Annotated in this window: 11 protein-coding genes; 5 read left to right on the forward strand and 6 right to left on the reverse strand. The window is 59.6% G+C overall.

Annotated features, from left to right (window positions below):
* Positions 1 to 6: 6 nt before the first annotated feature.
* On the forward strand, positions 7 to 1,332 hold the full coding sequence (locus tag ACM6IQ_RS30350) for an APC family permease (protein ID WP_414880570.1): 1,326 nt from the start codon (positions 7 to 9) through the stop codon (positions 1,330 to 1,332).
* 174 nt (positions 1,333 to 1,506) lie between these two features.
* On the opposite strand, the gene ACM6IQ_RS30355 is transcribed toward ACM6IQ_RS30350, so the two are convergent.
* Genes ACM6IQ_RS30355 through ACM6IQ_RS30375 form a run of 5 tightly spaced genes read right to left on the reverse strand, consistent with a single transcriptional unit; the run spans position 1,507 to position 9,858 of the window.
* Positions 1,507 to 2,913 carry an ATP-binding protein gene (locus tag ACM6IQ_RS30355; RefSeq protein WP_017340601.1) on the reverse strand — a complete coding sequence of 469 codons (1,407 nt, stop codon included), beginning with the start codon at positions 2,911 to 2,913 and terminating at the stop codon, positions 1,507 to 1,509.
* Positions 2,910 to 4,721 carry a DAHL domain-containing protein gene (locus tag ACM6IQ_RS30360; protein WP_017340600.1) on the reverse strand — a complete coding sequence of 604 codons (1,812 nt, stop codon included), beginning with the start codon at positions 4,719 to 4,721 and terminating at the stop codon, positions 2,910 to 2,912. The genes ACM6IQ_RS30355 and ACM6IQ_RS30360 overlap by 4 nt, the downstream gene beginning before the upstream one ends.
* Positions 4,718 to 5,677, reverse strand: coding sequence for a cytochrome-c peroxidase (locus tag ACM6IQ_RS30365; RefSeq protein WP_017340599.1), 960 nt, complete (start codon positions 5,675 to 5,677; stop codon positions 4,718 to 4,720). Before ACM6IQ_RS30365 ends, ACM6IQ_RS30360 begins: the two co-directional genes overlap by 4 nt.
* 45 nt (positions 5,678 to 5,722) lie before the next feature.
* Positions 5,723 to 7,597: a putative bifunctional diguanylate cyclase/phosphodiesterase gene (locus tag ACM6IQ_RS30370; RefSeq protein WP_414880571.1), complete on the reverse strand. Its 1,875-nt coding sequence runs from the start codon at positions 7,595 to 7,597 to the stop codon at positions 5,723 to 5,725.
* Positions 7,594 to 9,858, reverse strand: coding sequence for an EAL domain-containing protein (locus tag ACM6IQ_RS30375; RefSeq protein ID WP_414880585.1), 2,265 nt, complete (start codon positions 9,856 to 9,858; stop codon positions 7,594 to 7,596). Before ACM6IQ_RS30375 ends, ACM6IQ_RS30370 begins: the two co-directional genes overlap by 4 nt.
* A gap of 259 nt (positions 9,859 to 10,117) precedes the next feature.
* On the opposite strand from ACM6IQ_RS30375, the gene ACM6IQ_RS30380 reads away from it, so the two are divergent.
* The 4 genes from ACM6IQ_RS30380 (at position 10,118) to ACM6IQ_RS30395 (ending at position 13,369) form a co-directional block, all read left to right on the forward strand.
* On the forward strand, positions 10,118 to 11,497 hold the full coding sequence (locus ACM6IQ_RS30380; protein WP_017340596.1) for an HD domain-containing phosphohydrolase: 1,380 nt from the start codon (positions 10,118 to 10,120) through the stop codon (positions 11,495 to 11,497).
* Positions 11,498 to 11,753: 256 nt separating this feature from the next.
* Positions 11,754 to 12,188 carry an NUDIX hydrolase gene (locus ACM6IQ_RS30385; protein WP_414880572.1) on the forward strand — a complete coding sequence of 145 codons (435 nt, stop codon included), beginning with the start codon at positions 11,754 to 11,756 and terminating at the stop codon, positions 12,186 to 12,188.
* 24 nt (positions 12,189 to 12,212) lie between these two features.
* A complete protein-coding gene (locus ACM6IQ_RS30390) occupies positions 12,213 to 12,851 on the forward strand; it encodes a LysE family translocator (RefSeq protein WP_017340594.1) in 639 nt (212 codons plus the stop codon).
* Between the two features lie 2 nt (positions 12,852 to 12,853).
* Complete coding sequence (locus ACM6IQ_RS30395) at positions 12,854 to 13,369, forward strand: GNAT family N-acetyltransferase (protein ID WP_414880586.1); 516 nt, start codon at positions 12,854 to 12,856, stop codon at positions 13,367 to 13,369.
* Positions 13,370 to 13,524: 155 nt separating this feature from the next.
* Here the strand turns inward: ACM6IQ_RS30395 and metR are convergent, their stop codons facing one another.
* Positions 13,525 to 14,442, reverse strand: coding sequence for a transcriptional regulator MetR (metR, locus tag ACM6IQ_RS30400; protein WP_017340592.1), 918 nt, complete (start codon positions 14,440 to 14,442; stop codon positions 13,525 to 13,527).
* Between the last annotated feature and the right edge of the window lie 94 nt (positions 14,443 to 14,536).

Below are 14,536 nucleotides of genomic sequence, written 5' to 3' on the forward strand. Positions count from 1 at the left end.
TCGCTCATGGCTCGTTTGCAACGCACCCTCTCGTTAGGGTCGGTGGTGCTGTTTGGCATCGCCTACATGACGCCGATCATTGTGCTCGGCACGTTCGGCATCCTTGCTCAATCCACCGCCGGCATGGTGCCGGCCGCGTACCTCGCGGCGCTGGTGGCGATGTTCTTCACCGCCATGAGTTACGGCCGAATGGCTTCGGCATTTCCCGTGGCGGGCTCGGCGTACAGTTATGTGCGCAAGGCGATCAGCCCGAAACTCGGTTTCATCGCCGGGTGGGCGGTGCTGCTCGATTACCTGTTCCTGCCGATGGCGATCTGGCTGATCGGCGCGGCGTACCTCAACTCCGCGTTCCCGGCAGTGCCGCAGTGGATCTGGGTGCTGGCGTTCATCGGCATCACCAGCGCGATCAACATCGTCGGCCTGAAACTGGCCAACGGTATCAACGCCTTGCTGATGCTGGTGCAGTTTCTGGTGCTGATCGCCTTCGTTGCGCTGTGCGTGCATTACGTCGGCGGCGATGCGAGCACGCCGTTGTGGTCGGTCAAACCGTTCTTCAACGGTGACATGCAGATGCCACTGATCATGAGCGGTGCCGCTATCGCCTGTTACTCGTTCCTCGGTTTCGACGCGGTCAGCACCCTCACCGAAGAAACCCGCGACCCGCGCCGCACCATCCCGCGGGCGATCATGCTGATTACCCTGATCGGCGGGCTGATCTTCGTCGGCGTGTCGTACTTCGTGCAGATTGCGCACCCGTCGTTCCAGTTCGACAGCGTCGATTCGGCGGCCTATGAAATTGCCCGCAACATCGGTGGCGACCTGTTTGTGTCGATCTTCCTGATCGGTCTGATCGTCGGTCAATTTGCCTCGGGGCTGTCGGCTCAGGCCAGCGGTTCGCGTCTGCTCTATGCCATGGGCCGGGACGGCGTGCTGCCGAAATCCTTCTTCGGAGCGTTGCATGAACGTTTCGGGACGCCGATCAACAGCATCCTGCTGTGCGCAGTGGTAGCGTTGCTGGCGCTGAAACTGGACGTCACCACCTCGACTTCCTTCATCAACTTCGGCGCGTTCCTGGCGTTCAGTCTGGTGAACCTGTCGGTGATCTTTCACTACTGGATCGGCGGCGAGAAGAAAGGCCTGCGTGAATTGGTGCTGTTCCTGATCTTCCCGTTCATAGGCCTGGCGGCGGATTTGTGGCTGATGGTCAGCCTCGATCACCTGGCGATCTATCTGGGGCTGAGCTGGCTGGCGATTGGCGTGGTGTACCTGGCGGTGCTGACGGGCGGATTCCGTCGTCAGCCACCGGAGATGGATTTTCAGGAAGCCACCTGACCACCGGACTGATGAAGAACGCTGTGGGAGCGAGCCTTTTGTGGTTAGGGAGCTTGCTCCCGCCGGCCGATCCGCGTCCGGGCGTAGCAGTCGCAATGCTTTTGGGGCCGCTTCGCGACCCAGCGGGAGCAAGCTCCCTCCCACAAGGGTGCGCTCCCACATGTGGAGTTGTGTTCAGGCAGCCGGTTTTGATTGGTGGATCGGCAATTCGACGCGGAAAGTGCTGCCAACGCCGACTTCACTGCGCACCAGGATATTCCCCCGGTGTTTCTTCACGATGCCATAGGACAGGGACAACCCCAGCCCTGTCCCCTGGCCGACCGGTTTGGTGGTGAAGAACGGGTCGAAGATTTTCTGCAGGCTTTCCGGCGGGATGCCGGTGCCGGTGTCGGCGACTTCGATCCATACGGTTTCCCCTTCAGACCCGGTGCGCAGGGTGAGGGTGCCGCGTTCCGCGCCGATGGCCTGCGACGCGTTGACGATCAGGTTCATGATCACCTGGTTGATCTGCGAAGGCAGGCATTCGATATCGGGAAGGGCCTGATAGTCCTTCACCACATCGGCCTTGTACTTCAGTTCATTGGCCACGATGTTCAGCGTCGATTCGATGCCGTTTTGCAGATTCGCCCACTGCCATTCCTGGTTGGAATCCACCCGCGAGAAGTCCTTCAAGTCCCTGACGATCTGCCCGACGCGGTTGATACCGTCCTTGGATTCCTTGATCAGCAACGGTATGTCGTCGCGCAGGAATTCCAGTTCCACCCGGTCACGAAGCTGTTGCAAACGCTCGACCAGTTCGCTGGAACCCATCGCCTTTTCCGCATCACGATAGGCGTCGAGCATTTCCTGCAGCTGTTTGAAATAGCCATCGAGGGCGCCGAGGTTGGAGGAAATGAAACCGATGGGGTTGTTGATTTCATGGGCGACACCGGCCGCCAGTTGCCCCAGTGAAGCGAGTTTCTCCGATTGCACCAGTTGTGACTCAAGCTGTTTGCGCTCGTCGATTTCCCGCTGCAACGCCTCGCTGGCCTGTTTGAACTGGGCCGTGCGTTGATCCACCAGATGCTCCAGGTGGCTCATCTGCACCAAGGCCCGTTCGGTCATGTCCCATTTGGTCAGCAGGGTGTTGGCCATCTGCTGGACTTCAATGTTGTCGAACGGTTTTTTCAGAATCAGCAGCCGGTCATGGGCCTGCAAACGGTCCAGCAGGTCATCCCACGAATAGTCGGAATATGCGGTGCACACCACCACTTGCAGGCGCGGGTCTTCCTGCCACAAATGCTCAATCGTCTTCGCGCCGTCCCAGCCCTCCGGCATGCGCATGTCGACGAAGGCCAGCGCGTAGGGATGCTTTACCTGCAAGGCATCCTTGAGTTTGCCCAGGCCCTCTTGCCCGCCATACGCCGAATCCAGCTCGAACAGGGCGCGGGTGGATTTCAGTTCACTGCCAAACAGCGCCGCTTCCATCGCGTCCAGCTCGACAGTCGGCACCGGCGTCGGCGTCAGGATCTTGCGGAAATCCTCATGAATGGACGGTGTGTCGTCGATCAGCAGAATGCGCCGGTTCGACTGTTCGCTCATGCTTCCTCCGTGACGGTTTTCAGCGGGATCTGCAGGGTGAACTGCGCGCCCTTGCCCGGCCCGTCGCTGTAGGCGGTCAGGTGGCCGTTCATTTCGATGGCGGCCAGGGCACAGCTGTGCAGGCCGAAGCCATGACCTTCCTTGCGCGTGGTAAAACCGTGGGCAAAGATGCGCGTCATGTTTTCCGGGGCAATGCCTTCACCGTCATCCTTGACGCTGACTTGCAGTGTCGCGTCGTCGACGATTTTGACCCCGAGGGTCATTTGCCGCGGGCGGTTGCTGAGATCGGACATGGCGTATTTGGCGTTGCTGATCAGGTTGATCAGGATCAGCAGCAAGCGGTGTTTGTCGCCCATGACCTGCGGCACCTCGCCGTACTCCTTGACCACCTTGACGTGATGCCGGGTCAGCGCACCGGCGTTCATGCGCAGGGCGTCCTCGAGCAATTCGCTGATGTGCAGCGGCTCCATCAGATTGTTGGCGCCCGCGTAGGATTGCTGGGTGGCGACGATGTCCTTGATGTGGTCGACGCTTTTGCTCAACTGCGCGAGTTCGTCGGTCATGCTCTGTTGTTCGAGCGCGATGGCCTCCACCAGTTGATTGAGGTAACCGGGAAGCAATTTGCCTTTCTCGTCCCGGGTCAGGAAGGCACCGAGGTCATCCGGGTGTTCGTTGATCAGCTGCATGGCCTTGCCCAACCCCTGGGCCTTGCTGGCGCGCAGTTTGCGGCTGACCAGATCGGCCGAAATGTTGACGCTGTTGAGCACGTTGCCGACGTTGTGCAACACATTGGTGGCGATCTCGGCCATGCCGGCCTGACGCGCAGTGTCGAGCAGTTCGCTCTGGGTATCCTTGAGCTCGCGGGTGCGTTCTTCCACGCGCAGTTCCAGTTCGTCATTGGCGGTTTTCAGGGCCTTGTTGACGCGATTGATGGTGGTGAAACTGCGCATCAGGTGAATCGCCAGGTACACCAGCAACAGGACCAGCAGCACTGAAAACACCAACATGTAAAAGTGGTAGCGCTGCTCGACCGCATCGGCCTGTTGCTGGTCAGTGTTCAACAGGCTGGTGATGTCGTCCAGACGCTCGGCGACGGGAATCGCTTCGATGTTTTCCAGCAAACGGTTGACCACCGGCTGTTCGCGCAGAATCAGTGAAATGTGGTTGCTTAAAATATCGATCGGGCTGTGAAACTGTTCGGGCAGGCGCAACTTGTTCACCCCAAGCTTGTTCAGACCGACCAGAATGTCCGCAGCCCTGTCGTCGGAGGTGACCTGGGCGAACTCCAGACTGCTGAGCAGCAGATCGTAAGTGTCGGTGGCGATGTTCTGCAGTTGCAGTTTGTCGCCATCGACCAGCCGGGCCAACTGCTCCTGAATATCGTCCTCGGCGGTGGGCAGGAACGCCAGTGAGTTGCGCAGCACAGCGTTGTGGGACTTGAACTGCTCCACCAGCCGGGTCTTTTCCTGGACGGCGGTCAGGTACGTTTCATGGCTGGCACGCCAGATCGGCGAATCGTTGCGGCCGTGGTTCGATTCCAGGGTATCGAACCGCTCCCACAGCTGCGTCATCTCGATCAGCGGCGTGACCAGCGGATCGTAATTGTGGTTGATGGTGATCCGGGCCTTGAGGATCTCGGTTTCCCATTGCGCGTTCAACTGCTTGATGCGACCGATCAGGTCACGGGATTCGGCGTAGGTCGATGTCTGGTTCGAATTCGATTTGATGTACAGGAACAGCAGCGTCGAGGCCAGCAACAAAGCGACGGCCCCCAGCAGGGCAAGACTGCGACGGCGTGACATTTTCATAAGGGTTTGCCTCCCCATTCACCGGTCAGGGTCTTGAGGAATTTGATGATCAGGGTTTTGTCCTCGGCGGAAGGAATGCGCCCGAGCTGGAACTTGAACATCACGTCCACGGCCTCTTCGAGGGTCTTGGCCGAACTGTCGTGAAAGTACGGTGCGGTTACTGCCACATTGCGCAGGCTCGGTACCTTGAACACATTGCGGTCCTCTTCTTCCCCGGTCACCAGATAGCGACCCTGGTCGGTGTCGGTCGGGTTGCCGCGAACCTTGAAGTAATCGCCCATGACGCCGAACTTCTGGAACATGTTGCCGCCGATGTTCACGCCTTGATGGCAGGCGATGCAGCCGTAGTCCTTGAAACGCTGGTAACCGTATTTTTCCTCGGTCGTGAGGATGTCGGTGTCGCCCAGCAGGTATTGATCAAACCGCGAGTTGCTACTGAGCAGCGTACGTTCATAGGCGGCCAGGGCGTTTTGCACATTGTTCATGGTCACGCCGTCCGGGTAGGCATTGCCAAATGCGCTGTGGTACGCAGGGTCGGCGGACAGCACTTGCACCACGTGCTCCCAGTTGCTGCCCATTTCGCTGGGGCTCTTCACCACTTCATGGATCTGGGATTCCAGGGAGTTGGCGCGGCCGTTCCAGAACTGCCTGAAATTCAGGGTGGCGTTGAACACGCTGGGGGTGTTGATCGTCACCGGCACACCGTTGAAGCCGATGGAAAACGGCACGGAATCGGCACCCCCTTTGTCCAGATGATGACAACTGGCGCAGGACAGCGTGTTGTTGACTGAGAGGCGCGGTTCATTGAACAACTGGCGACCGAGTTCGACCCGCAGCGGGTTTTGTTGTGGCACCGGAGGCAGTGGTTTAAGCGGTTCATCCAGCGGTGCCGCGACCGCGCTCAGACAGAATCCGAGCAGCGGCACCAGGAGCTGGTGGTGAATGGATGGCGACATCTGATGATTCCTTGGCTTAATAGCCCATGTGTCGTTACGCATCGTTCACGTGGCGGTAAATGGAGCAGGTTTCACGGAACACAGATACTGCACGAAGCTGTCCGCTTCCACGGCTTTGCTGAAGTAGTAACCCTGGCCTTCCTCGCAATGATGGGCCCTGAGGAAATTCAATTGTTCGAGGGTTTCCACGCCTTCGGCGATGATGGTCAGTTTGAGGCTGCGCCCAAGACTGATGATGGCGCTGACCAGGGCAGCGTCGTTGCTGTCGTTGCTCAAGCCGCGAATGAACGACTGGTCGATTTTCAGTACATCGATTGGAAAACGCTGCAAGTAACTCAGGCTGGAATAGCCGGTGCCGAAGTCATCGATGGCCAGACGCACACCCAGCGCCTTGAGTCGGTTCAGGGAATTGACGGTGGTCTCGATGTTTTGCATCAACACGCCTTCGGTGATCTCCAGCTCCAGCAAGGACGGCTCCAGGCCTGTCTGTTCGAGGATCTGTTCGATGCCATCGACAAAGTCCCGCTGACGGAAATCGATGGCTGACATGTTCACCGACATGCAGAGATTTGGCAGCCCGCGCGCTTGCCAGGCGCAGGCTTGTCGGCAGGCCTCGGCAAGCACCCATTTGCTCAGCGGGACGATCAGGCCGCTGTCTTCGGCCACCGCGATGAAATCCGACGGATAGACCAGGCCGTGCCCGGGTCTTTGCCAACGGATCAAGGCCTCGGCGCCGACTACCATGCCGCTGCCCAGATCCAGTTTGGGTTGGTAATGCAGGACAAACTCATTGCGCTCCAGCGCCAGGCGAATACCGGTTTCGATGCTTTGCTGATCCCGGGCCCGCTTGTTCATTTCATCAATGAAAAAACTGAAATCGTTCGGACCGCTTTCCTTGATGTTGCGCATCGCGGTTTCGGCTTTCTTGATCAGCTCGATGGCGTCGAAACCGTCATCGGGATAAATACTGATGCCCAGGCTCGCGGTCACGCTCAGGTCATGCCCGGCGATGTGCAGGGGGGCGCGAATGGCGTTCAAGAGTTTTTCGGCGATGCCCTTTGTCTGCTGGGGATGGCGGATATCGGCGAGGATCACCACGAATTCGTCGGAGCCATAGCGAAACACCGAATCTGACTCGCGCACGGTGGCCACCAGGTTGCGGCTGACCTGTTTCAACATTTCGTCACCGGCCGGATGGCCGAGGGCATTGTTGATGCGCTTGAAGCGATCAAGCCCCAGAAACATCACCGCCAGTTGCTTGTCATGGCGTCGGGACAACGCCAGCGACTGGTTCAGCCGGTCACCCAGCAACGTGCTGTTGGGCAACTCGGTCAACACGTCGTACTGCAACAGATGAGACACCTTGAGCAATTCGTGAACCCGCGCTTCGATGGTTTGCTCCAGGCTCAGCACCTTCATCGCCGCGTCCTGAGCCATCTGCCATTTCCAGGTCAGGGCGCTGGCCATCTGGCGGATTTCCAGGCTGTCGAAGGGCTTTTTCAGCACCAGCATCTGGTCGCCAAACTCCAGCCGTTCGGCCATGGCTTCCCAGGTGTAATCCGAATACGCCGTGCACAAGGCGACTTGCAGGTGTGGATCGGCCTTCCACAGTTGTTCAATGGTCTCCAGCCCGTCCCAGCCCGGAGGCATGCGCATGTCGGTGAACACCAGGGCGTAAGGGTGACCTTCGGCCAATGCGCGTTTTACCAGCTCCAGGGCTTCTTGCCCCTGATAGGCCGAGTCGAGCTGGAACGTCAGCCGTTCCATCGGCAGCGTGCCGAACAGTGCTGCTTCAGTGCCGGCCAGGCTCAGTTCACCTTCCGTTTCGGCGCCGAGGATCTTGCGGAAATCATCATGAATAGAGGGTGTGTCGTCGACGATCAGGATGCGCCGGTTGGTCCGCACGAAAGGGGTTTTCATCCTTTGTCCTCCGTGGACGGCATGATTCTCCCGGCTTTCAGCAACTCGGCAGCCTGTTGGCTGCTGACGGCTTTGCTGAAGAAAAAACCCTGGGCGTTCATCGGTGACCCGGTGGCCATCAACGAACTGCGCTGTTCCTGGGTCTCGACGCCTTCGGCAATGATGCCGATCCCGACATCCCGAGCGAAGTTGATGATGGCGCGCAACGTGTTGGCACTGGACGGATCGCGAGCGGCTGTGTCGATGAAGGCTTGGGCGAGTTTCAGGTGATTGACCTGATAGGTCTTGAGGTAATCGAACGAAGAATACTCGGTGCCGAAGTCGTCGATGGCGATCTTCACGCCCAGGTCACGCAAGCGTGGCAACACGTCGTTGTGGGTCCATTTGGTCTGGGCCAGCGTCGCTTCGGTGACATCGAACCGCAGGTCCGCGGCGCAGAGCTCCCAGCGTGCGGTGGTGCGCAGCACGTCATAGATGAGCTCGGGGCCGCTCTTGAGCTGGGCCAGGGACAGCTTGATCGCAATCACCGGTGGCGCGACACCTTCATCCCGCCACTGGCGCATTTGCCGGCAGGCTCGATCCAGCACCCAATGACCGAGGGCGATGATCGTGCCGGTCTTTTCGGCGGCGGGCAGGAACGCAGTGGCTTCCAGCAAACCGCGCTCGCGGTGGTTCCAGGTGACCTGCGCTTCCATTCCGAGGATCTTGCCGCTGGTCAGGTCGACTTCCGGCCAGTAACACAGTTCAAGTTCATTGTGTTCGATGGCCTCTCTTAACTCGCTGGCGATGGTCATGCGTTCGACCACTTCCTGATTGATCTCCTCTGAATGGAAGTGGTACTGGTTGCGGCCCTTTTCCTTGGAGCGATAGAGCGCCATGTCGGCCTGGGTCAACATGCCGTCGGCACTGGTGATGGTCGGGCTGTAACTGCTGATGCCAATACTGACCGATACCCGTATATCGTTGCTGGCCAGGGAGTAGGGCAGCACCAGTGCATCCCGGACCTTGGTGGCGAGGGCGGCGGAATGGGTCGGGTCGCTGACGTCCAGCTGCAGGATCGCGAACTCGTCGCCGCCGAGGCGGGCGACCACATCGTTTTCCCGCACGCAGGCCTTGATGCGCCGGGCCACTTCTTGCAGCAACAAGTCACCCACCGGGTGCCCGAGGGTGTCGTTGATGCGTTTGAAGTGGTCCAGGTCCAGGTAAAACATGGCGAATGGCGTCGCGCCGCGACGTGCGGCGGCGAAGGCCTGGTGCAGCCGCTCGATCAGCGTGGCGCGGTTGGCCAGTCCGGTCAGTCCGTCGGTGCGCGCCAGCAGGAAGATTTTCTCTTCGGCCACCTTGCGTTCTGTGACGTCGATGATGATGCCTTCGACTTCCAGCAGGCGGCCTTCGTCGTCGCGTACCGGGATGTAGCGGTTTTCCACCCAGCGCCAGTCACCGTTGCCGGTGCGCATGCGAAACTCGATGGAGGCGCCGGCAGCGTGGCGGTCCAGCACCCGGGCCATGGCGGTGTCGACCTTCAATTGATCTTCGGGATGTATCAACTCCCGGGCCCAATTGGCCGAGGCGACCAGTTTCGCCGCGACATGCCCGTACTTGGTGATGTTGTGCGAGATGTACATCAATGGAAACGACGGTTCGCCCCGCAGCCGATACAGAATGGTCGGGCTGTTCTGCACGATGATGTTGGCATCGGACAGTTCCCGGGTGCGCTCCTCGACCGCTTGCTCTAGCAGCGACATCTTCAGCTCCGCATCTTCGGTCATTTGCCACTTGGCGGTCAGCGCGCTGGCCATCTGGCGGATTTCGATCGCATCGAACGGTTTCTTGAGAATCAGCAGACGGTCGCCCAGCTCCAGGCGTTCGTCGATGTCTTCCCAGGAATAGTCGGAGTAGGCCGTGCACAGCGCCACTTGCAACTTGGGGTCGACTTGCCACAAGCGTTCGATGGTTTCCAGGCCGTTCCAGCCCGGTGGCATGCGCATGTCGATGAACGCCATAGCGTAGGGCATATCGTTGGCCAGGGCCGTTTCGACCTTGTCCAGCGCTTCGAGGCCTTGGAAGGCCGAATCGAGTATGAAACGCTGGAGTGTGGCTGTCACCGCAGTGCCGAAAAGGGCTTGTTCCGAGCTGGTCAGGCTGTCGTCATCGGACGTTGGCGGGCTGAGGATCTTGATGAAGTCCTCATGGATTGAAGGCGTGTCGTCGACGATGAGAATTCGCCGGTTGGTTCGCGCCAGCAGCGTATTCATCGCCAGATCCCTGGACCGGCAGCGGTTTGATGCGCAGTGTTCATAAGGGTCATCCTTTTCCCTGACCACCTGGCCGAACGTACAGATTATGGATCCGAGTCACCAGAGCATAGTCGCCCGGACCAGAGTTCGCGCAACTGACTGAAACGAATCATTGCGGTGATGGCACGAAAATCATCTAGCCTGAAGGTCAGGATCCGGCAATAGCGGATGTTTGCCCGGATTCCGACATGATGCTGTACCCGTTTTCGCCTGAGGTAATGCCATGGAAGAGCAACTCCCCGCGACGTCCGTCTATAAACCCAAGGTGTTGCTGGTCGATGATGAGGAACCCATTCTCAACAGCCTGCGTCGCCTGTTACGCGGCCAGCCCTACGACGTGCTGCTGGCCACCAGCGGCGCCCAGGCCCTGGAAATCATGGCGCAACAGTCCATCGATCTGGTGATGAGCGATGCACGCATGCCCAACATGGACGGTGCCACGCTGCTGGCCCATATCCACCAGCTTTATCCCGATACCGTGCGGATCATGCTCACCGGTTATGCCGACCCGTCAGCCATTATCAAAGCCATCAATGAGGGGCAGATTCATCGCTATATCAGCAAGCCTTGGCACGATGAGGAAATGCTGCTGATATTGCGGCAATCACTCGCGTACCAGCATTCCGAACGTGAAAGGTTGCGTCTGGTCCAGGAAACGTGGGATCAGAACCAGGAATTGAGGCGGCTCAACACCACCCTGGACAAACGCGTCGCCTCCCGCACTGCCGAGCTGCAGCAGACCGCCGACATGCTCGACCTGGCCTATGAGGAGCTCAAGCACAGCTACGTCACCGGCACCGAGATGTTCTCGCTGCTGGCCAACCTGCGCATGCCGCCGGCCAAACAGACCAACCGCCAGATCATCGAGTTGGTGCGGGTGTACTGCAAGCTCCATGACCTGGATGCGGGCACCAGTCGCGACCTGACCATGGCGGCGGCGCTCTACAACATCGGCAAGCTCAGCTGGACCGACAGCATGATGACCGCCCCTGCGGACCTGCTGCATCACAATGATCGTGAGCGTTACCGCAATTACCCGAAGCAGAGCGAATCGCTGTTGATGACGCTCGATCCGATGAAGGATGCCGCCCGTCTGATTCTGCACCATCAGGAGCGTTGGGACGGCAGCGGTTTTCCCGACCGGCTCAAGGGTGAAGCGATTCCCGTCGGTTCGCGGTTACTGAAGCTGGCGGTGGATTTCATCGAGTTGCAGCGCGGGTTGATCCTGGAACGGCAGATGAACAGCGATGAGGCGCTGGTGTATATCCGCAGCTATGCCGGGAAACTCTATGACCCGGGGATGGTGGAGGATTTCATTCAGGTGTGCGCCGCCTACCTGAGCGATGTTTCTCTGGCCGATCCGGCGGTCAAGGTCATCACCACCCGGGAATTGGCAGCGGGGATGATCCTGGCGCGCAACCTCAATGCCGACAACGGCATGCTGCTGCTCAATGCCGGCAAGGTGTTGAATGGACCGCTGGTGGAGAAGCTGATCGCCTTCGAAGCCATGGAAGGGGCGAAATACAGCATTTTCGTGAAGGTGCCGGAAGACGTGAACGGCGCGATTCTCGAGGGGGGGGAGACTTCCGACGCCTTGCACTGATCACTGTGGGAGCGAGCTTTTGTGGCGAGGGGATTTATCCCCGTTGGGTCGCGAAGCGGCCCCAAACCTGTGACTTCGGTATCTCAGACAAACCGCATCCACTTAGTTTGCGACTGCTTCGCAGCCGAACGGGGATAAATCCCCTCGCCACCAGGCTCGCGCTCAGGCGGGCTGTGTTTCGCAGAAGTTTTTCGGCGTGACCACGCGCCGGCACTCATGTGATCCTTGCGCCTTTCAGCCAAGGCCAATCCTTTTCATGACACCTTCATCCGCCGCTTCACCCCGCATCATCCGCATTGCCGCCGCCCTGTTGATCGGTCCCGACGGTCGTACCCTGCTGGTTCGCAAACGCGGTACCGAGGCCTTCATGCAACCGGGTGGCAAGATCGAGGCCCATGAACAACCGGTCTGTGCGCTGGCCCGTGAACTGGATGAAGAGCTCGGACTGGTCATTGATCCGGCGCACGCGATGTATCTGGGGCAATTCTCGGCACCGGCCGCCAATGAGCCGGGATTTATCGTGCAGGCCGAACTCTTTCAGCTGACGATCGATGCAGACGTGTCCCCGGCAGCGGAGATCGAAGAGGTGCGCTGGATCGATCCGGCGACCGACGGTGATGTCACCCTCGCGCCATTGACACGGGACCTGATCCTGCCGTTTTATCGAGCCTCGCTGACCGCGATCGCCTGATTATTCACGGACCAAGGATTGCCCATGATTCCGCTTCAAGACTTGCTGATCTTCGCCGCTGCCGCGTTGCTGATGGTACTGACGCCGGGGCCGAACATGATCTACCTGATCTCCCGTTCGATCTGCCAGGGGCGCAAGGCCGGGGTGACTTCGTTGCTCGGTGTGGTCGCCGGATTCTTCGTGCATCTGTTCGCCGCAGCGGCGGGTTTGACCGCGGTGTTCCTGGCCGTGCCGATGGCCTATGAAGTGTTGAAGTGGGCCGGGGCGCTGTACCTGATGTGGCTGGCCTGGCAGGCGGTCAAACCGGGAGCGCGGTCGCCGTTCGAGGCGCAGCAGTTGCCGCCGGATTCGTCGCGCAAATTGATTACCATGGGGTTTCTGACCAGTGCCTTGAATCCGAAGATCGCCGTGTTTTACCTGTCGGTGTTTCCGCAGTTCATCACGCCTGAGCATGGCTCTGTCTTCACCCAGAGCATCGTTCTCGGTTTGACCCAGATCAGCGTCAGTTTCTGCGTCAATCTATTGATCGCGGTGTTTGCGGCAGGCATCGCGTCCTGGTTCGTCAACAACCCGACCTGGCTGGCGCTGCAACGCTATTTCATGGGGTTCGTGCTGTCGGCGCTGGCGGTGCGGCTGATGCTTGAGCAACGAAGGGCGGCGTGAACATGTGGATTGAACGGCTTGATGCCAGCCATGCACTCGCCTATCGGGCGCTGATGCTCGAAGCCTACGACTTGCATCCTCAGGCGTTCACCTCCAGCGTGCGTGAGCGCGCGACGATGCCGCTGAGCTGGTGGGAGTCGCGCCTGACCAGCAAGCTCGATGTGCTGTTCGGCGCATTTGAACAAGGGCAATTGGCAGGCATCGTCGGCCTGGCCTTCGAACCTCGTGAAAAGGCCCGGCACAAGGCGACGCTGTTCGGCCTGTACGTATCCGGCCAGGTTCGTCAGCGCGGGCTCGGTTATCAATTGGTGCAGGCGGCGCTGGCCGAGGCGCAAACCCACCCGGTCCTGAGGCTGGTTCAGCTGACCGTCACCGCCGGCAACGAAGCGGCGTTCAACTTGTACCAGCGATGCGGCTTCATCCAGTTCGGCCTGGAGCCGCTGGCGCTGCGGGTTGGTGAAGAGTACTTCGACAAGATCCACATGTGGCGGGAGGTCGCCCAGGAACTTGAGGCATAAGGCCGCTTTTGTGGCGAGGGCGCTTGCTCCCGCCGGGCTGCGAAGCGTCCCCAAAACCTGCAACCTTATTCTCTCAGGTACACCGCATTGGCTGGTTTTCGTCTGCTGCGCAGCCGAGCGGGAGCAAGCGCCCTCGCCACAGGGGACCGTATCGGCTATCGAACCGCGCTGACCCCATCCAGCGTAGAAAACGACGTGTCCTTCGCCGTCAGCAGAAAATCACGCATGTACGGCGCATCCAGCATGTCCGCGCGGATCCCCGCGTACAACGTCGCAAACAAGCCTTTCTCACCCAGCCGCTTGGCCTTCACATAGCCCCGTGAACTGTATTCATGCAGCGCCCAGTGCGGCATGCCGCACACGCCACGCCCGCTGGCTACAAGTTGCATCATCATCACCGTCAGCTCCGAGGTGCGGACCTGGGCCGGTTCGATGTCGGCCGGCTCCAGGAAACGGGTGAAAATATCCAGCCGATCACGCTCCACCGGGTAAGTGATCAAGGTCTCGGTCAGCAAATCTTCAGGAACGATATACGCCTTGTTCGCCAAACGGTGCTGATTGGCCACCGCGAGCATCGCTTCATAAGTGAACAGCGGCACATAGGTGATACCGGCAATTTCCAGCGGATCGGAGGTCACCACCAGATCCAGATCGCCACGGGCCAGGGCTGGCAACGGGGCGAAGGAGAAACCCGACGCCAGGTCCAGTTCGACTTCCGGCCACGCATCGCGGAACTGGTCGATGGTTGGCATCAGCCACTGGAAGCAGCTGTGGCATTCGATTGCCATGTGCAAGCGCCCGGCGGTGCCACCGGCCAGCCGCGCGATATCACGCTCGGCGCCGCGTAGCAGCGGCAAAGTGGCGTCGGCCAATTGCAGCAGGCGCAAACCGGCGCTGGTGAAACGCACCGGTTTGGTCTTGCGTACGAACAACGGCATGCCCATGCGCTCTTCCAGCTCCTTGAACTGGTGGGACAGGGCTGATTGCGTCAGGTGCAGGCGGTCGGCGGCATCGACCAGGCTGTCGGCTTCGCGCAAGGCGTGCAGGGTCTTCAAGTGGCGGATTTCAAGCACCGGTTGGGCTCCATGAGGAAAACTTGTGATCAACACGAAAAGGTTGAGTTTGTCTCATGTTGGGTTGGCTGTCGACAATAGGGCCATGTTTTAC

The organism is Pseudomonas sp. IT-P100, from assembly GCF_949767185.1.
GTDB classification, from domain to species: Bacteria; Pseudomonadota; Gammaproteobacteria; order Pseudomonadales; family Pseudomonadaceae; genus Aquipseudomonas; species Aquipseudomonas fluorescens_B.